Here is an 18574-nt window from a genome sequence, read left to right on the forward strand (position 1 = left end):
ATTTGACTTTATTCTTTAATTGCTTCTTCCAACCTATTTCTGATACAATGAAGGAGGAGGAAAATCATGTCAAAAAAAATTATTCACGTTGTTGCAGCTGCCATTGAAAAAGACGGAAAAATCTTTTGTGCTCAGAGACCTGAAGGAAAAAGCTTGGGAGGTTTTTGGGAATTCCCTGGTGGAAAATTAGAGGCAGGAGAATCTCCTGAACAAGCACTCATTCGTGAAATTAGGGAAGAACTGAATTCTGAAATTGAAATTATCTCCTATATCAACGAAGCCTCCTACGACTATGACTTTGGAACTGTCGTAATGAAAACCTATCACGCCAAGCTTGTCTCAGGAAATCTAGAGTTATTAGAACACCAAAATTCCGCTTGGCTAGCTCCACATGAATTAAAAACCATTAACTGGGCTCCAGTCGATCGCCCAGCTGTAGAATTATTAACAAAAAAATAAGAGGTATCCCTCTTATTTTTTTGTTAAATAATCATACAGTGTTGTAGGAACTTCATTGATCAGTTCAAAATTCATAGTCACTACAGGAGTTTTACCATCTGGCATTATAGTTTCAAGAGCACTATTCTCAATATAATGAACCGGTCCAAGATAATAGAAATCACTTCCTTCACCATCTTCTTTTTTTATAAACAGGTGAAGAGTCAATCCAGTGTCATTAGAGTGCATAATCTCAGCTACTTCTTTTGACTTGAAACTCCTGTTGCTCCTAGAATACCAGTGAAAGACTTTGTTTGATAAAAAACCATCTTGATACTGAGTTGTTTCAGTAATATCATCCTCTTTGTGATAAGTGACAAAAATCGGACAAGTTCCATGTTTAACCTTATAACCATAAACAGTAGAGCTCTCATCTTTATCCCAATTGAGTAGTCTCACAGCGTCTTTACGAGAATACTTCTCCCCGATCGTCAAAGGATTCTGTGGATACTTTTCAGAACGGTAAAGACCCGTCTGAATGATATCTAATATAAAATCTTTATACTCCTCTGTCAGAAATTGAGCAAAATATGGTGAAAGTTGATAAATATTATTCTTGATAGCCAAAGCTGATACACTATACTTTTCCTGATCTCTTTTAACAAAAAAGCTATAGGTCAAGAGATTCTCAATAGATTTCAACAACTCATTAGAGGATTCTAGCTTTCTTTCTTTTAGGAATTTATCAAAGTCAGAACGTGAAATTTTGTTCTTCTCCAGCAAGATTTTTAAAAGATAAAGATCTGCTTTCCTCTTTCCATTTGATAACTCTTTACAAAGAAAAGTTAGAAATCCATTTAGTTCAGAAATTTTAACAAATGAATCATCCTTGTCAAAAGAATCGATAACTTCTCCATAATGATTAAAGCTATCAAAAAAGATGTATGGATCCAAGGTATCTAATTTCCAAAAATCACTTAATTTTGGAATACGGCCCAGCCGATTCTTCGTCTCCATATAAGCTTCTTTCAACAAAACTTTATTCGATAAATTAGTAGTAGTGATGGACTTAAAGATTTGTTCCTTAGCTATTTCTTCAAAGTTGATGGTCGTCAATCCTTTTAGAATGTTTGGTTCTCGAAGCTCTCGACGATAATTATCTTTATTCATCGATTTATCACCAAACAAAGCAATAGGAATTAGATAGTTATTCTTGTAATTTCCGATAAAATCGATAATGGTCACATATTCTTTACTCTCATGCTTCCGTAGTCCTCGACCTAACTGTTGCACAAAAACAATGCTCGATTGAGTATTCCGCAACATCACAACCTGATTGACCGATGGAATATCAATTCCTTCGTTAAAAATATCTACTGTTAGAATGTAGTCAAGTTCTCCCTTTTCTAGTTGGGCAACGACTTCATTCCGGGTCTCCATATTATCTTCACCTGTTAAGGCGCGACAACGTTTCCCCTTTTGGTTTAGTTTGGATGCTAATTCATGGGCTTCTTGCTTAGAAGAACAGAACATCAAGCCCTTCACTTTCTCTCCACTAACTCCATAAAAATCAATCTTTTTAATAATATGCTTCACGCGCTCTTCGGATGTTAAATTTGCAATCGTAGTTTTCTCATTGATTAACTGTCCTTCGACTTCGATGTCCTTCACTCCAAAATAAATGAAGGGACAAAGCATATCATTATCAAGGGCATCCTGTAGACGAATCTCATAAGCGATATTGTAGTCAAACAATTCGTAAATATTTTGACCATCTGTCCGTTCCGGAGTAGCCGTCATCCCTAAAAAGAATTCTGGTTGAAAATGTGCCATCACTTTTTTATAAGAATCTGCACCAGCCTTATGAACCTCATCGATCAGAATATAGTCAAAATAATCTCTAGGAAATAGGCCTAAATGCTGTTCACGTGATAGGGTTTGAATAGTAGCAAAGACATATTTTTTACCCGTCAAATCAGCCCCAGAGTGATAAATAAGACCTTCTTCATCCGAGAACTGCAAGACCTTTTGAAAATCCGTTAACGCCTTCTGTAAAATCTGCTCTCGGTGAACAATGAAAAGCATTCTCTCTGGTTTAAACTGTTGAACATCAAAAGCTGATAGAAAGGTTTTTCCTGTCCCAGTGGCACTGATGACCAAAGCCTTCTTTTTTCCAGAATCACGAATCGCTTGCAAGCCATTTAAAGCATCCTTTTGCATTTCGTTAGGACTAATCGTTTCACTCTGATATTGAGCAAGCTTCTCTTCGCGAATCTGATCCACTCGAATGACATTCTGACGTTTTCGCGCATAAGAATCAATCTTTTCATCTGTCAAAAGAGCAGACTTCTCCCAAATCTTATCAAATTCAGCTTTAGTAGCTCGAATAAGTTCGCCATTATGAGTAGATGTCAATTTAATATTCCACTCATAATTGATCTTGAGAGCATTATGGGTCAAATTCGAACTACCCGAAATCAATACCTGCCTTCCCTCATGTTCAAAGAGATAAAACTTGGCGTGCATCTGCAAACTCTCTGGAGTCAAACGAACTTCTACATTCTCTAACTTGAGTAATTCTTGCATTGCAACTGGATCATTAAAATCAAGATAAGGAGAAATCAGAATTTTACCTTTGATTCCTTTATCCATCAGATCAGACAATTGCGACTTAATTAAGGCGATTCCAGACTGTGTAATAAAGGCCACTGATATGTAAAAGGCCTTGCACTTGCTCAACTCCTCTTGCAAATCTGTCAAAACATATCGTTTCATTTCATGATCGTTGATCAGAATCTGAGGTGAATACCCACCCTCTTGATACTGGACATTATCCACAAATCCATATTTTAATGATTTAATAAGAGTGTCTTGAAATAAAGTTACGCCTTCAGGCATAGGTCGTCTCTTTTCTACCGTTATTTAATAGTTTCATTATACCAAAAAAACACGGCATCCCGCCGTGTTTCTGTGTTTATTTAACCAACTTCTTCATCTCATCAATACGTGCTACGGTCGCATCGTATTTAGCTTGGTAGTCGGCTTGTTTGTCGCGTTCTTTTTGGACGACTTCTGGTTTAGCATTGGCTACGAAGCGTTCGTTAGAAAGTTCCTTGTAGGCTATGTCCAATTCTTTTTTCCATTTAGCCATCTTTTTGTTTAATTAAGCGAGTTTTTCCTCGAAATGTACGGAAAACTGCTAGTTGTATATTTTCAGACTATTTATCTATATCAAAATCTGAAAACCAATTTGTTTAAAACAATTCTTAAATTCTTTCACATTGTCAATTTGACTTGTATTAATCAAAACAACTAATTCTTCTTCAGCTCGGGAACAGCCAACATAAAAAAGTTTGTAAGCTGTTAAAATAGATCTGACCGTATTATTATTAAATATAATTTTCATATCTGCGAGACAAGTTTTTTCTCGAAGTTGTAGCGTATTTTGATTCAAGCAGATAAATTTAAAGTATTCATTTTCTAAATACTTGTTATAGATATTTTGAAAATCATCAAAGTATTGTTCTCTATCCTCCGCTTTAATTTTACTTATTTTTTTCCCTAGTTTCTCTTCTAGTGATAAAATATCATGATTAAAATCATAATAAAACTGTTGAAAACTATCAAAATTAAATTTATTTTGAGTATAAAAACGTGTAAACAGGTTTAGAAATTCATATATCTTGATACCTGGATTACTTGAATTTTCAGCTACAAATAGTATCTTTTTATGTCCTTCTCCTTTAACCCCATGTTGTGTTGACACCATAGGGTTTCTATTATATTCATCTATCAATTTAAATAATTCAATTGAAGAGCAAAATAAATCAGTATAAAGAAAATCTCCGTTTTTCGCATATAAAAATATAAATTTATAAAAGTCATCACTAATAACTTTATTAGCTACCAATTCTTGGATTACAATCCCTAAAAGTTCCTTAGATTCCAATAGCTTAACAAAGAGATCCATTTTTTCTTTCAGCTTTACCTTATCCTGATGAAATTCAATTTTCAAAATGCTGCTATCAAAAACTGAAATAGATTTACCAAAAGATAAGTTATTTTTGCTATTTTTTAAGAGTCGTATCATTTCACCATAATTTTTATTATGATATTCACTCAATACCTGAAATAACAAACTTAGAAAAGACATTAGCTCATCAGGGTTTTCATCATAGTTACTGTTAACCAGAACATCCATTACATTAATACGAGCATTATTAGGGTATATTTCCTGATATTTTGTATAGATTTCTTCCGCAGATTCCCCACTATTATTAATGTTTTTAAATCTCTTTCTATTAACTGTTCTTAATTTATAAAACTTCTCGTAAACTTCGCTATTATTAGATAAATACGTCTCAATATTATCTGTAAAAACCAATTGAGGTAATTGACCTTTTTTACCTATATAAGAGTTCTGTGTAACTCTAGAAACAGATAAGTATAAATGATTTAAGAGATCAACTATTTCTTTAGAGGACCGATAATTTGTAGTAAAGGTTTGAGAGAGGCTACTATCAAATTCACCAAATTCACTTTCAAATGAACCATCATATTTGTTATAAATTTCTTGCATTTTATCCCCAAGAAAATATACTTTTGTTGAACTGCCCCTAGCCGAATTATAAAAAAATCTCAAAACTTCTGTACTTGTATCTTGAACTTCATCTATGAAAATGTAATTATACATTTCACGCAATTTAAAACCAATTTTAGGAAATCTTTCTATTAACTTAAATGAAAAGTATAATAAATCGTCATGAGATAAACCTCCATCTAACACAAAAGAACTCTGACGCTCATTGTAATAAATTTTCAAATTTGATTTTATTATTTCTTCAGAAACATCGCCATCTACTGAAAATCTTTCCTTATACCATTCAACTAATTTTCCACTGTTATCGAGTGTAGTTTTAATTTCTTCTTTATAGATTTCAAAATAAAAATTTATAATTTTATCGTTACTAAAGAACGGCTTTAAAAAATTGTTTAAAAAACTATGAATAGTTGATATTTCAACATTTGGAGAAATAATTCTTTCCTGCATTACCTCTGAAGCTCTATTAGTATAGGTAATACACAAAATTTTAACAAATGGTTCATTATTTAAAATATCATTAATAGTTTTACTAATAAAGTAAGTTTTGCCACTTCCAGCAGGAGCATTTATATTGTAGAAGTTATTTTGTTGTTGAGCCACGTTAATCCCTCCTCGATATAATTAGGCAACACTTCAATTACTTTATCTTTAAAAATAATCGAGTACATAAAATTTGTTTTATCCATAATTGAAACTATATCTCTTATTGAACGTTTTGGTTCACATGTTTCTTTGAATTCCTCATACTCCGCATACTCTTCAGTATGGTTATCTCTCAGATAGTCAATTTTCCTATTTTCTTTTGATATTTCTAATCTATTATATATTTCTTCTCTCTTCATACTACACTCTTTGCCAGAAGTAATATTAGGTAGTGTCAATTCAAAAGATTCATTAAATTTGTCCCACTCCAATTTGTTAAATTTTTCAAACACACTTTCTATTTCCTCTGTTAGAGATATCATTTTATATAATAAAGCATCTTCTAATGTTCTAGCAAATCCATCTCTATCTGTTTGGGTAAAAATTTCTATATTTTTTTCTCTTTCTTGACTCTGTTGTTGATAAATATCGGCAACTTTTTTATTGTCAGCAGGTAATATTGAATTTAAAGTCGTATTAGTAGATTTATCACTATCTATTCCCTCTAATTCCTCCCTTTCTTTATCGTAATCAATATCAGTAAAGACACAAGCCGTCATTCTCAATTCATTTAATAGTGGAAAATATTTATTTGCATAATCACCACCACATTGACAATAACTTAAATATTGTCGAGCTAAATTACTGTAATTTGAATTTTTTCTATTAATCAAACTTTCAAAATACATTCGCTCTGCATCTCCTTCATAAAAAATAACAGCATCTGAAAAAATTAGGTCTGCGAAATTCAGCTTAAAGAATGTTTCATAAAATTCTTTTTCTCCGTTATTGTTAATAAATTGATGTAAATCAACAATACGATTCATAAAGTTATTTTCTGAACGAATTACCTTTATATCATTAACATCTACATTTTTCACAATTTCAGTGGAATGAGTTGTAATAATTCCCTGTAGATTTTTTTCGCTACTAAAAATTGTTTCAATATAACTAACTAGCACTTTTTGCATCTGTATATGCATATGTGCCTCAGGTTCTTCTATAACAAATAAATTAACAGTATTGGGTTGAATAGTTCTACTAAATCTATCAATTTGAAGACTCATATAAATTAAATTGCTAATACCCAGACCTTGGGATTCTTCAGTTAAACTAAACAAGAATTCATCAGTACTATGTGAATAATTGATTAATAAACTATCCTTAATCAAGTTCAATAAATTCTTTTCGTTAAAATGAAATTTTGCTTCTAAAGCTTCAATTTCATTTTTTGATACATTATCTAGACTATCTTTTAAGTCAGATAAAATTTTTTGTGTTTCTTTTTGAAATCTTGAATCAATTTCTGATTCAGCCAAATCATTAGCTATTTTATTTTTTAATTCATCAAATTTACTATTCCATACAGAATCACGGCTAGTAGAATCAGATGATGAAATAATTGATGTAGTTATCTTTTTATTTTTAAGATTTTCATCATCTAGTTCTCTATCAGCAGATATATATTCAAAATGGAATAATTTTTTAAAATCTTTATATTCAATTATTTTCTTATTATTGAAATCCTTATCAGCATAAAAATAAATACTTTCTGTATTTTGTTCTATGATTTCTTGAAGTATCATGGATGATTTGATATCTTGTTTGACAAATTCTTCTTTTATTACCTCTGTATTGAGTTTATAATTGTATTCAAAATAAAAATTCCGTTTATCATCATCAAGATCCATTAGGTAGTTTGCAAATAAACCAATGGATTCTTCCAAGTCATATGACAATTCAAATTGAACTTTTATTTTTATTTGTTCATTAATATAATCTATAAATTCAATGAACTTCTCGTTATTAAAATCTGAGGAAAAATCTAATTCCTTGACTTTGTTATCCAACAAAGACTTTAATCTGATAGAAAAATCTTTAAAACTCACTGACTTTCTTGATTTATTATTAAAAATAATGTCTAGCAACTGAATCAGCGAGGTTTTTCCGCTATTGTTTGCTCCTGCTAAAATAGCAAAATTTCCATGATTTAAATTTATTACACTCTTATTAAAGCGTCTATATCCTTCGATGATAATTTTATCAATTCTCATAAATATTTCTCCTTTTATCAAAAGTAAGCGCTATCAAAAACTGTTGAAAGATAAACCTAAATATTATGATTTAGGTTTATCTTTCCATATTTATTTCACCAATTTCTTCATCTCATCAATACGTGCTACGGTCGCATCGTATTTAGCTTGGTAGTCGGCTTGTTTGTCGCGTTCTTTTTGGACGACTTCTGGTTTAGCATTGGCTACGAAGCGTTCGTTAGAGAGCTTCTTACCAACCATGTCCAGTTCTTTTTGCCATTTAGCCAGTTCCTTGTCGAGGCGAGCCAGTTCTTCTTCGACATTGAGGAGGTCAGCCAGTGGCAAGTAGATTTCTGCTCCTGTGATGACGCTTGACATAGCGAGTTCAGGTGCAGGGATGGTTGATGCAATTTCCAGGTGTTCTGGATTTGTGAAACGTTTGATATAGTTGACATTGCTATTAAAGAAGGCTTCCAAGTCGCTATCGTTTGTCTTGACAAGGATGGTGATAGGCTTGCTTGGTGCTACGTTTACTTCCGCACGCGCATTCCGAACAGCACGGATCAAGTCTTTGAGACTTTCTACACCAGTGTGGGCAGCAAGGTCTTCAAAGGCTAGGTTAACAGTTGGGTATTCTGCTGTAACGATAGAGCCTTCTGAGATTTGTCCAAAGATTTCCTCTGTCACAAATGGCATGATTGGGTGAAGGAGACGAAGGATCTTGTCCAAAGTGTAAAGGAGAACAGAACGTGTGATGACTTTCTCTTCTTCATTATCGCTATAAAGGACTTCCTTGGTCAACTCAACGTACCAGTCCGCAAACTCGTCCCAGATGAAGTTATAGAGGATGTGGCCAGCGACACCAAACTCAAATTTATCAAAGTTTTCAGTGACTTTTCCGATGGTCTCGTTGAGGTTATGGAGAATCCAGCGGTCAGTGACATTTCCAGCTTCCTTGTTAACGACTTTTTCCACATTGGCAGTTGCTTGCTCAAGGGTCAAGCCTTCATTGTTCATGAGGATATAGCGAGAGATGTTCCAAATCTTGTTAATGAAGTTCCATGAAGCATCCATTTTCTCATAAGAGAAGCGCACGTCTTGCCCTGGTGCAGAACCATTTGAAAGGAACCAACGAAGGGCATCGGCACCGTATTTCTCGATCACATCCATTGGGTCAATCCCGTTTCCGAGTGATTTAGACATCTTGCGTCCTTGCTCGTCACGGATAAGACCGTGGATCAGGACGTTTTGGAATGGCTGACGGCCAGTGAATTCTAATGATTGGAAGATCATACGAGACACCCAGAAGAAGATGATGTCGTAACCTGTTACCAAGGTTGAGGTTGGGAAGTAACGTTTGAAGTCTTCTGAGTCGACATCCGGCCAGCCCATGGTTGAGAATGGCCAAAGGGCAGAACTGAACCACGTATCCAAAACGTCTTCGTCCTGTGTCCATCCGTCACCTTCTGGAGCTTCTTCACCGACGTACATTTCACCCTCAGCATTGTACCAAGCAGGGATTTGGTGACCCCACCAGAGCTGACGAGAGATTACCCAGTCGTGGACATTTTCCATCCATTGAAGGAAGGTATCGTTGAAACGAGGTGGGTAGAATTCAACCTTATCATCTGTGTCTTGGTTTGCAATGGCATTTTTAGCCAATTGGTCCATCTTAACGAACCATTGAGTTGACAAGCGTGGCTCAACCACAACACCTGTACGCTCTGAGTGACCAACACTGTGGACACGTTTTTCGATTTTAACGAGGGCACCGATTTCTTCTAACTTAGCAACGACTGCCTTACGAGCTTCGAAACGATCCATGCCTGCAAATTCAAAGGCCAAGTCATTCATCGTTCCGTCATCGTTCATGACGTTAACTTGTGGCAAGTTATGGCGTTGACCAACCAAGAAGTCATTTGGGTCGTGGGCAGGCGTAATTTTCACGACACCAGTACCAAACTCAGGATCTGCGTGTTCATCCCCAACGATTGGGATGAGTTTATTAGCGATAGGAAGGATGACGTTTTTACCAATCAAGTCCTTGTAGCGTGGGTCCTCTGGATTGACCGCAACCGCAACGTCCCCAAACATAGTCTCTGGACGAGTAGTTGCCACTTCAAGGGCGCGTGAACCATCTTCCAACATGTAGTTCATGTGGTAGAAGGCACCTTCCACATCCTTGTGGATCACCTCGATATCAGAAAGAGCTGTGCGAGCTGCTGGGTCCCAGTTGATAATAAACTCACCGCGGTAGATCCAGCCTTTCTTGTAAAGGTCTACAAAAACCTTGCGAACCGCTTTTGATAAACCTTCGTCAAGGGTGAAACGCTCGCGAGAGTAGTCTACAGAGAGACCCATCTTGCCCCATTGTTCCTTGATAGTAGTGGCATATTCGTCTTTCCATTCCCAGACTTTGTCAAGGAATTTTTCACGACCGAGATCGTAACGAGTAATACCCTCACCACGCAAGCGTTCCTCAACCTTAGCCTGAGTCGCAATCCCTGCGTGGTCCATCCCTGGAAGCCAAAGTGTATCAAAGCCTTGCATACGTTTTTGACGGATGATGATATCTTGAAGAGTTGTATCCCAAGCGTGACCAAGGTGGAGTTTCCCAGTTACGTTTGGTGGTGGAATGACGATAGAGTATGGCTTAGCCTTTTTATCGCCTGAAGGCTTGAAAACATCTTCGTCAAGCCATTTTTGGTAACGACCAGCCTCAACCTCGGCTGGATTGTATTTAGGTGAAAGTTCTTTAGACATGTGTTTGTCCTTTCTCTATTGTTTTCATTTTTTCTTGAATCTGCTTTGCGACTTCTTCTACAGACAGATTCGTATTATCAATTTTCAGGTAGTGGTGAAGACCACTCGGTTGCTTTTGAGAATTAAGTTGATTTGTTTTATCAGTCTCTAAAATTTCTCTTTCAGATACCTCAAAATTCCGTTTCAAGGGTTTGTATTTCAACCGATTCTCCGTCCGATTGCGACGTAAGCGCTCCTCCAGAGACGTCTCTAATTCAACAAAGAGAATCTCTTGATGATACTCATTTAATAAATCTTGAATATCCTTCAAATACATCAGTTGGTATTGATTTGAAAAATCAGTTACACCTGTTAAAATCACCGACCGATGATGCCTGGCGCTTGTTCCAAGAAAAGAAAAGTTAACGCTACGAACAAATTCCCACATTTCTTCCGTAAAATCCTGATAGATTTCGAGTGCGAAATCAATTGGTTGATGGTTGAAAAAGAGAGTCGCACCGGTGAGTTTCGAAAGTTCCTGACCAATGGTCATTTTCCCTGCAGCTGGAGCTCCAATGATGAAAACATGCATCAATCCACCTCCCACTCACTCTTCAGCAAGCCATATCTCAAATCATCACAGCGATTGCCTTGAGCATCTTTGCGATCTCTTATGCGAGCTTCAAGAGTAAATCCTAATTTTTCCGCAACTCGTTGACTTTGAAGGTTGTAACCAAAGCAAGACAATTCAATTTTGTGAAGACCCAATTCTTTAAAGCCTAAGTCAATCAAGGCACGCGCTGCTTCTGGCACATAGCCTCGACCCCAATAGTCTGGGTGCAAGGTATAGCCAATCTCCAGCACATCATCTTCGTGGCGATGATTGAAGTCAACAGAACCAATGACTTTATCGGTTCCTTTGACAACAATTCCATAGCCTGCTGGGAGATTGTCCTTTTCATTACGCTCAGGAAGGATATGTTCTAGGTAATAGATTTCATCTTCCAAGGTCTTGACGGGTGGAAAGCCTGCTGGGGAGGCGACTCCTGGACGACTAGCGTAGTCAAAGATATCCTCGGCATCAGCCACGGTACGGACTCGTAAGACCAGACGCTCTGTTTCGATTCGTTCAGGTAATGTTGCTCTTGTCATTCTTTTTCCTCGCTTTCTTGATAAAGCTTCCCATGGGATCGACTCGGTCATCTAGATAACGGTAAACGCGCTGATGGCCGTCCCCCATAAAGTAAGTCGGCGCAAAGCGGTCATTTTTAAAATGTCCCTTGTCATCTAAGAGCTCTGGATCAGCCAGTCGCTCAAGAATCTTAGCAAAGATATGGCAGATGCCATCTTCCTCGATAATTCGATCTACCTGGCAATCCAAAACGACTGGACAGGCCTCCAAAATCGGTGCCTGGGTCAGTTCAGAAATCTCATAGTCAAGCCCCAGGTGTTTCAATTTCTCCCGATGGCTGATAAAACCAGCCTGCTCCATCTCAAGCATGAAGTTTTCATCAGGAATGTTCACGGTGAACTGTTGATAATGCTTAATCTGGTCAGCCGCATTTTCCTCAGCACCAACTCTGATGACGAGCCAATCTCCAAGGCTATAAGAGGAACTGCAGGTCGTGATATTGTGCCCAAGGTTCTGGTCCTGATACCCCAAGATAAAAATCGGAAAACCATAGTAGAGTTTGCTGGTTTTAAAAGATTGTTTCATGACAAGCTCCTTCAGCTAGGGATAGGGGGGTAAAAGAAAAATCGCCCCTGTCATCAATCTGACAGGGACGAATATGTTTAATCCGCGGTACCACCCAAATTCGGGCAGAGCCCGCATCTTTAATCTTCTTGTTTCACTTTTATGATGTCGTTAGCTCACTTTGGCGTACTCGAGTACAGCCTGCCATTCGCTGTCTAGTCCTAAAAGGAAACAGAAAGACATTATTATTTCATTTTCATCCATTAGCTACCAGTTTTGACACATTTGTGGACTTCTCAGCACCGCCACTTTCTGTATAATGTGGGACTCAAAACACCTCTAACAGCTTCATTTTATCAAGTTTTCCTGGAAATAGCAAGAAATCACAAAAGTGATTATTTAAACTTGACACCAAGTTCTTGCAATTTTTTGATAGTAGCTGGGCCGATTCCTTTAAGGGCCAACAACTCTTTCTCTGTCCAGTTTGCAAAGTCCGCAACAGAGCGAATACCTTCATCATAGAATGTTTGCGCACGATCTAGTGCTACACCTTCCAAGCTTGCAGCGAATTCTTCTACTGAAGAAGCTGCTTGTTTCACTTCTTTCGCTACTGCTTTTGCTGCTTTTTCAACTTTCTTAGGTGCTTCTTTAACAGCTGCTCCTACAGTTTCGACAGCTTTTTTCAAAAGATGTCTATTTTGATGTTTGTATTGTTTCGCACGGTTAACGTTCTTCTTTGCCATTTTTCCTCCTACGTATCCAGTGATCAATCCCTAAGGCAACAAGGTTTCATCACCAATATTACTTTCGATAATTCGTTGATGTGTGTTCAACTTTTTTATTGTAACACAATCCCTCGAAAAATCAAGTCATTGCACTATTTTCAGCCCAATCCAGCCAGTAAAAGGCCTTCACAAAGAGCTTTTAATAGGTTCTCTCTCCAAACAAGCCATCTGGAAGATCGTGGAACCCTTTCCCCTCGTGGTAGTTAGCAAACTTCCCTTGAAGGAATTGATAGGCATCCAAGCGACTCTCGTAGCGGATCATAGCTTCCTTGGCCCGCTCGTCCTGATCTTCTTCATAGACCTTCTTGCTTTCTGTCAGGGCCATCTCATTGATCATGACCTGGGTCTTGATCCAGGCCTCAAATTCTTTCATAAATTCTTTTTCGTAGCTCATTCTTACTCCAATCCTCTATAAAATTCACTATCGATCTCCCGATAGGGTTGGATATCCTGGACATATTCCAAGACACCTTGAAAATCTCCTGCTTCATCACGCACTGCCGCATAGGTGACATGGACAAATTTCCCACGTGATTCGGATTTGAACCACATTTCGTACTTGTCTTTTTTCCCTTCTCGAAGCCCCTGCATGATGGCTTTGACCTTCTCCAAATATTTTGGCGGGTGACACAATTCGACATTGCGTCCTACCTGCGACGGCGTCCTTTTGAAGATCATCTCCTCAAAGGGCGCTGCATCATTGTAATACTGAAAGATATCATCCTTATTGACAAAGGTGATCTCCATCGGTAGATGGTTCAAGATCAAATTCGCCTGCTCCACCGATAAAAATCCATGGCCAAAAGCTTGTGGTTGCTGGCGGTCGGAGCTCTCTTCTTTTTTCTTAGGCGTGAAGGTTATGGTCAATTGTCCCTCAGGAGTCTCAATGACCTGACAGTGCTCATCTCCATTTGAAGAAGGAAGTGCTTCAGTTGAACCTTCTGACTCTCTTGCTCCTTCTTCCTTGAAGTCCACGCGTTTCGGCACCCATTTCTCACTCGGAATGATAGTAGCATAACCATATGCATCGCTTTCTTCCGCAATGGAGAGCCAATCATCCTGGCTAAAAGCCTCCAGCAAAATCATCAAGAGGATCGATTCTTCCTTGAAGATCATAGCCTCAAACTCTTGCGCAAAGGCTTCAAAGCGCTCTTTGACTTCAGAAATACCAGAATCCTGTAGTTTCTTGGCTGCGTCCATAGCTTTCGCAAAGAGTTCTCGAATCTGGTCATCCACTCCCCACATGACTTTAGGGGGGGAATCATGCCCATAGCGCTCCATAATGGGGAACATCAACTCTTCCTTGCGACGGTAATGCCGATCAAATTGACCCACCAAGCCCAACTGACGCAAGAGGCCTTTGTGAATCTCCTGGATCATCTCAGGATCCTCCGTCGTCTCATAATTATCCAGCAAGCGACGGACCCGCATCATAGCGGCCCGAAGGGCTAGATTCTCCTGTTTAAAAATCTGAACCGGATGACCTGGATGATCGGTATCTGTTACTTCAACCCCTTGTACAGCGTTCTTAAAGAGATTAGCATGGACATCGCACAGCTCCATGACATCCTCAAAGGTGATACCTGCATCGGAATTCATCAGTTCATGTTCCATGAGGGAAATCTCAATCGCAGACACCCCGCTAAAGGTCGCATCAAAGCGTTCCTGAACCGACTCAGGAGAAGCTCCATGATGAAGGTCTAATAAGATATCTCTTAAGACATGAATTCGTTCATCACTCATTAGTCTAGCCCCACTACTTCATAGCCATTGGCCTCTAGTGTTCGTACAATCTTCTCCATAGGAGTGCCTTCTAATTTTGATCCTTGTTTCAAGGAAACCTTGCGCCCAACTGTATTGCGCATGATCGGATTGGCTAAGGGTTTAAAGCCCAACTCCACCAACAAGTCCAATACTTCCGGATGTTGATCAATGACTTGAGCAACGGGAATCGATACATCAATTTTATTGTCCATCTTTCACACTCACATTCTTCTCTCATCTAAGATCTTTGGAATCTAACGCTCCTCCTGGGAGAGCTCCTTGGCCCTCTGATTGGCCTTTTCATACATGATTTGCCAAATATCCACTGTTGATCCCTATTTGATTAAGCTTTCTTGACCAATTTCACAACAGCCTCTGTCCGAGCTGTATGGGGAAACATATCCACTGACTGGATGTAGACGACATCATACACCTTGGTCAAGTCCACGAGGTCCCGCGCCAGGGTGGAAACATTGCAAGAAACGTAAACCATCTTTTGAGGGGCATAGCGCAACAAGGTGTCAATCAATTGAACCCCCAGTCCTGTACGTGGTGGATCCACAATGACTGCATCTGCCCGATAGCCTTCCTTGTACCAACGAGGAATAATTTCCTCAGCCGTCCCAGCTTCATAGTGGGTATTAGCAAACCCCATCTGCTTAGCATTGTACTTGGCATCCTCAATCGCTTCAGGGATAATGTCCATCCCCCGGACACTCTTGACCTTATCCGCAAAGGCAAAACCAATGGTCCCAACCCCGCAGTAGGCATCAATCAAATGATCCTCTGGGGATACATCCAAGGCCTTGACAGCTTCACTATAGAGGACTTCTGTCTGCTCAGGATTTAACTGATAAAAGGCCCGAGGAGACAAGGAAAATTCATAATCCAAGACCCCTTCTCGAATGGTCTCCTGTCCCCAAATAATCTGTGTCTTCTCTCCATAGATCTCGCTGGATTTAGAGGTATTCAGATTGACTGCCACCGTCACAATTTCAGGGTGTTTTGCTACTAGATCTGCCACCAAGTCTGTTAAATTAATCTGCCGACTCGTCACCACGATCATTTGGACCTGTCCAGTCTTACGAGCCCGGCGCACCATGATGGTTCGAACTCCCAATTGCTTCCGATCATCTGAAATCGGAATCTGGTAGTAGGTCAATAACTCCGCTACATGGTTAGCGATTTCCTGAATGACCGGATCCTGGACCAGACAGTCCCTTAATTCCACCAAATAATGGGAATTTTGGGCGTACAAACCAGCCTTGACCTGCCCCTTAAATTTACGCGTCTGAAATTGAAGTTTGGCCCGATAATACTGTGGTTTTTCCATCCCAAGCGTCGGACGGATCAGATAATTTTCATACCCCTTAGGAGCATATTTTTTCAAGGCCTGCTGCAGCAAGTCCGTTTTGAACTCCAACTGCTTGCTGTACTTCAGATGCATGATCTGGCAGCCCCCACAGGTCTCATAGATATCACAGGTTGGCGTTACCCGATACTTGGAAGCCTTGTTGACAGACAAGAGCTTGGCTTCTGCAAAGTTCTTTCGAATCGCAGTAATTTGGCAAAAGACATCTTCGCCCTTTAAAGCCCCAGGCACAAAGACTAAGGTCTTCTTGTAAAAGCCAATCCCTTCTCCATTAATTCCCATTCGCTTGATTTTCAAAGGAATTCTTTGTTTAACTTTTAGATTCATATGTCTATTATACCATGTAGTTTCTCATTCGTTTAGAATATGATAGAATTGAAAAGAAAAACAAGGAATTACAGACCATTTCTCAATAATAATACGAATAATATAGAGAGAAAGATTGATCATAACCAAAAATAAAATCGAAACGAAACAGGAATCCTATGAAAATCACCAAATTAGAAAAGAAAAAACGTCTCTACCTTCTAGAGCTGGATCAAGCCGAATCCCTCTACATTACAGAAGACACCATCGTCCGCTTCATGCTCTCACGAGACAAGGAAATTAGCCAGGAAGAACTCAAGGAAATCCAAACCTTTGCCCAGCTTTCCAATGCTAAGAATTTAGCCCTTTATCACCTTTCTTTTAAAGCCCGTACAGCTCGAGAAGTTCGCGACTACTTAGCCAAGCATGAAATCGACGAATCCACTATTGAAACTGTCATTAACACCCTAAAAGAGGACAAATGGATCGATGACTTAGCCTATACTCGGGCTATCTTTCAATCCAATCACGTCTCAGGTGACAAGGGACCCTATCTCCTCAAGCAAAAGCTCATTCAAAAAGGAGTCTCTTCCCACTATATTGATCAAGTCACCTCAGAATTTGATTTTTCCGAGGTAGCTCAACGAACAGCCCAAAAATTAGCCAAACAATACGCTAAAAAACTTCCACCAAGAGCCTTAAAAGATAAAATCACACAAAATCTTATCAATAAAGGCTTCAGTTATGAAGTTGCCAAGCAAGCCTATCACCAGTTGGATATCGAGCCAGATGAAGAACAAACACTCGACCTAATTATGAAGGAACTGGAAAAACAGCACCAGAAATACTCACGAAAATATGAGGGCTACGAACTCAAACAACGCCTCACCCAAGCTCTTGCTCGCAAAGGCTATGACTACTCTGACATTTCTACAGCTCTTCGCGAATTCCTTTAAATAAAAATTCACATGAAAATCCCTTATTTTCATGAAAATATGATACAATATAGAGGATATACTTAGATTGTAGAAAGTTGGTAAGTTATGAAACTACCTAAAGAAGGCGACTTTATTACAATTCAAAGTTATAAACATGATGGAAGTCTCCACCGAACGTGGCGGGACACCATGGTACTAAAAACTACGGAAAACGCACTGATCGGCGTCAATGATCATACTCTCGTTACAGAGAGCGATGGTAGAAGATGGATTACCAGAGAGCCAGCAATCGTCTACTTTCATAAGAAGTATTGGTTCAATATCATCGCTATGATCCGAGATAATGAAGTGTCCTACTATTGTAATCTAGCCAGTCCATTTTATATGGATCAAGAGGCACTAAAGTATATTGATTATGATCTTGATGTCAAGGTGTTTCCTGGTGGTGATAAGAAACTGCTGGACGTAGAAGAATACGAACAGCATAAACGCAAAATGAACTATTCAGATGACATTGACTTTATCCTAAAAGAAAATGTCAAAATCCTTGTAGATTGGATCAACAATCAATTAGGTCCTTTCTCTGAGGAATACATCAAAATTTGGTACAACCGTTATGTTGAACTGCGAAATAAATAAAGTTGAAAAGAGCGAAAGCTCTTTTTTTCGAACTTAATACTTGCAATATCCACCTAAAACAAGTACTATGTACTTAATAAAAAGAGGAAGGGAGATACTATGGCGTTTACAAATACTCGAGGTCGCTATGCTAGTTTTGGGGTTATGACCAGTTTACCAGACGATATTATTGATAGTTTCTGGTATGTCATTGACAACTACCTCAAACATGTCTATCCCTTAAACTCAGTTCTAAAATTTGAACTTATCAATCGAAAAGGAAAAACAACATTGCGGTTCAGTCAAAAAGACTTCCCCTTAGAAGTTGCAGTTGATTTCCTAATTCCCTTCGACCCCTATTATCCAAGACAAGTCAGAATTGTCGATAATAAGGGACGAGAAACCATCATGCTGATTGACGAATATCAATTATTATAAAAAAAGGCCACACGGCCTTTTTTCGTTACAAACAAAATAAAAAAGGTCATCTGACCTTTCTACTCTATCGGGAAGACAGGATTCGAACCTGCGACACCTTGGTCCCAAACCAAGTACTCTACCAAGCTGAGCTACTTCCCGAACTAAAGCTTACGCTTTATGCACCCTAGAGGAGTCGAACCTCTAACCGCCTGATTCG

The 18574-nt window shown here is 38.5% G+C and carries 16 protein-coding genes, 1 tRNA gene and 1 pseudogene; 4 read left to right on the forward strand and 14 right to left on the reverse strand.

Annotated features, from left to right (window positions below):
* Positions 1–66: 66 nt before the first annotated feature.
* Positions 67–459 (forward strand): (deoxy)nucleoside triphosphate pyrophosphohydrolase, encoded by a 393-nt coding sequence (locus tag ADF75_RS02835; RefSeq protein ID WP_048789059.1) that lies wholly within the window; start codon positions 67–69, stop codon positions 457–459.
* Between the two features lie 12 nt (positions 460–471).
* Here the strand turns inward: ADF75_RS02835 and ADF75_RS02840 are convergent, their stop codons facing one another.
* The 13 genes and pseudogenes from ADF75_RS02840 to rlmD form a co-directional block, all read right to left on the reverse strand.
* The gene (locus tag ADF75_RS02840) at positions 472–3336 is read right to left on the reverse strand and encodes a DUF3427 domain-containing protein (RefSeq protein WP_048789060.1); all 2865 of its coding nucleotides are present in this window, start codon (positions 3334–3336) and stop codon (positions 472–474) included.
* 76 nt (positions 3337–3412) lie between these two features.
* Positions 3413–3601 (reverse strand): annotated as a pseudogene (locus ADF75_RS10125) (hypothetical protein); the annotation flags it as partial.
* Positions 3602–3664: 63 nt separating this feature from the next.
* Positions 3665–5641: a UvrD-helicase domain-containing protein gene (locus tag ADF75_RS02845; RefSeq protein WP_048789061.1), complete on the reverse strand. Its 1977-nt coding sequence runs from the start codon at positions 5639–5641 to the stop codon at positions 3665–3667.
* Positions 5608–7737, reverse strand: coding sequence for an ATP-dependent nuclease (locus ADF75_RS02850; RefSeq protein WP_048789062.1), 2130 nt, complete (start codon positions 7735–7737; stop codon positions 5608–5610). The genes ADF75_RS02845 and ADF75_RS02850 overlap by 34 nt, the downstream gene beginning before the upstream one ends.
* 90 nt (positions 7738–7827) lie before the next feature.
* A complete protein-coding gene (locus ADF75_RS02855) occupies positions 7828–10479 on the reverse strand; it encodes a valine--tRNA ligase (RefSeq protein WP_048789063.1) in 2652 nt (883 codons plus the stop codon).
* Entirely contained in the window at positions 10472–11050 is a 579-nt protein-coding gene (locus tag ADF75_RS02860) for an AAA family ATPase (RefSeq protein ID WP_048789064.1), read from the reverse strand. Before ADF75_RS02860 ends, ADF75_RS02855 begins: the two co-directional genes overlap by 8 nt.
* Positions 11050–11610, reverse strand: a complete 561-nt coding sequence (locus tag ADF75_RS02865) for a GNAT family N-acetyltransferase (RefSeq protein WP_048789065.1) — start codon at positions 11608–11610, stop codon at positions 11050–11052. The genes ADF75_RS02860 and ADF75_RS02865 overlap by 1 nt, the downstream gene beginning before the upstream one ends.
* On the reverse strand, positions 11588–12175 hold the full coding sequence (locus tag ADF75_RS02870; RefSeq protein WP_048789066.1) for a flavin reductase family protein: 588 nt from the start codon (positions 12173–12175) through the stop codon (positions 11588–11590). The genes ADF75_RS02865 and ADF75_RS02870 overlap by 23 nt, the downstream gene beginning before the upstream one ends.
* Positions 12176–12549: 374 nt before the next feature.
* Positions 12550–12897, reverse strand: a complete 348-nt coding sequence (locus tag ADF75_RS02875; RefSeq protein WP_048789067.1) for a helix-hairpin-helix domain-containing protein — start codon at positions 12895–12897, stop codon at positions 12550–12552.
* A 181-nt stretch (positions 12898–13078) separates the two neighbouring features.
* Entirely contained in the window at positions 13079–13333 is a 255-nt protein-coding gene (locus tag ADF75_RS02880) for a DUF1912 family protein (RefSeq protein WP_006596820.1), read from the reverse strand.
* A gap of 2 nt (positions 13334–13335) precedes the next feature.
* A complete protein-coding gene (locus tag ADF75_RS02885; protein ID WP_048789068.1) occupies positions 13336–14682 on the reverse strand; it encodes a DUF438 domain-containing protein in 1347 nt (448 codons plus the stop codon).
* Positions 14682–14915 carry a DUF1858 domain-containing protein gene (locus tag ADF75_RS02890; protein WP_006596822.1) on the reverse strand — a complete coding sequence of 78 codons (234 nt, stop codon included), beginning with the start codon at positions 14913–14915 and terminating at the stop codon, positions 14682–14684. Before ADF75_RS02890 ends, ADF75_RS02885 begins: the two co-directional genes overlap by 1 nt.
* Before the next feature lie 131 nt (positions 14916–15046).
* Entirely contained in the window at positions 15047–16402 is a 1356-nt protein-coding gene (gene rlmD, locus ADF75_RS02895) for a 23S rRNA (uracil(1939)-C(5))-methyltransferase RlmD (RefSeq protein WP_048715840.1), read from the reverse strand.
* Positions 16403–16560: 158 nt separating this feature from the next.
* On the opposite strand from rlmD, the gene recX reads away from it, so the two are divergent.
* The 3 genes from recX to ADF75_RS02910 all read left to right on the forward strand — a co-directional run bounded on the left by recX (position 16561) and on the right by ADF75_RS02910 (position 18375).
* Positions 16561–17337, forward strand: a complete 777-nt coding sequence (gene recX / locus ADF75_RS02900) for a recombination regulator RecX (RefSeq protein ID WP_048715842.1) — start codon at positions 16561–16563, stop codon at positions 17335–17337.
* An 87-nt stretch (positions 17338–17424) separates the two neighbouring features.
* Positions 17425–17958 carry a nucleoside tri-diphosphate phosphatase gene (locus ADF75_RS02905; RefSeq protein WP_048715843.1) on the forward strand — a complete coding sequence of 178 codons (534 nt, stop codon included), beginning with the start codon at positions 17425–17427 and terminating at the stop codon, positions 17956–17958.
* Between the two features lie 99 nt (positions 17959–18057).
* Positions 18058–18375 carry a DUF960 domain-containing protein gene (locus ADF75_RS02910; protein WP_048715845.1) on the forward strand — a complete coding sequence of 106 codons (318 nt, stop codon included), beginning with the start codon at positions 18058–18060 and terminating at the stop codon, positions 18373–18375.
* 67 nt (positions 18376–18442) lie between these two features.
* Here ADF75_RS02910 and ADF75_RS02915 read toward each other — a convergent pair.
* Positions 18443–18516, reverse strand: a tRNA-Pro gene (locus tag ADF75_RS02915).
* Between the last annotated feature and the right edge of the window lie 58 nt (positions 18517–18574).

Origin of the sequence: Streptococcus sp. 1171_SSPC (assembly GCF_001069335.1) — a bacterium.
In the GTDB taxonomy this organism is placed as follows: Bacteria; Bacillota; Bacilli; order Lactobacillales; family Streptococcaceae; genus Streptococcus; species Streptococcus xiaochunlingii.

Excerpts from the sequence above, each read along its gene's own strand:
- ADF75_RS02835 (WP_048789059.1), top strand. The coding sequence starts at position 67 with ATGTCAAAAAAAATTATTCACGTTGTTGCAGCTGCCATTGAAAAAGAC.
- ADF75_RS02840 (WP_048789060.1), bottom strand. The coding sequence starts at position 3,336 with ATGCCTGAAGGCGTAACTTTATTTCAAGACACTCTTATTAAATCATTA.
- ADF75_RS02850 (WP_048789062.1), bottom strand. The coding sequence starts at position 7,737 with ATGAGAATTGATAAAATTATCATCGAAGGATATAGACGCTTTAATAAG.
- ADF75_RS02855 (WP_048789063.1), bottom strand. The coding sequence starts at position 10,479 with ATGTCTAAAGAACTTTCACCTAAATACAATCCAGCCGAGGTTGAGGCT.
- ADF75_RS02860 (WP_048789064.1), bottom strand. The coding sequence starts at position 11,050 with ATGCATGTTTTCATCATTGGAGCTCCAGCTGCAGGGAAAATGACCATT.
- ADF75_RS02865 (WP_048789065.1), bottom strand. The coding sequence starts at position 11,610 with ATGACAAGAGCAACATTACCTGAACGAATCGAAACAGAGCGTCTGGTC.
- ADF75_RS02870 (WP_048789066.1), bottom strand. The coding sequence starts at position 12,175 with ATGAAACAATCTTTTAAAACCAGCAAACTCTACTATGGTTTTCCGATT.
- ADF75_RS02875 (WP_048789067.1), bottom strand. The coding sequence starts at position 12,897 with ATGGCAAAGAAGAACGTTAACCGTGCGAAACAATACAAACATCAAAAT.
- ADF75_RS02880 (WP_006596820.1), bottom strand. The coding sequence starts at position 13,333 with ATGAGCTACGAAAAAGAATTTATGAAAGAATTTGAGGCCTGGATCAAG.
- ADF75_RS02885 (WP_048789068.1), bottom strand. The coding sequence starts at position 14,682 with ATGAGTGATGAACGAATTCATGTCTTAAGAGATATCTTATTAGACCTT.
- ADF75_RS02890 (WP_006596822.1), bottom strand. The coding sequence starts at position 14,915 with ATGGACAATAAAATTGATGTATCGATTCCCGTTGCTCAAGTCATTGAT.
- rlmD (WP_048715840.1), bottom strand. The coding sequence starts at position 16,402 with ATGAATCTAAAAGTTAAACAAAGAATTCCTTTGAAAATCAAGCGAATG.
- recX (WP_048715842.1), top strand. The coding sequence starts at position 16,561 with ATGAAAATCACCAAATTAGAAAAGAAAAAACGTCTCTACCTTCTAGAG.
- ADF75_RS02905 (WP_048715843.1), top strand. The coding sequence starts at position 17,425 with ATGAAACTACCTAAAGAAGGCGACTTTATTACAATTCAAAGTTATAAA.
- ADF75_RS02910 (WP_048715845.1), top strand. The coding sequence starts at position 18,058 with ATGGCGTTTACAAATACTCGAGGTCGCTATGCTAGTTTTGGGGTTATG.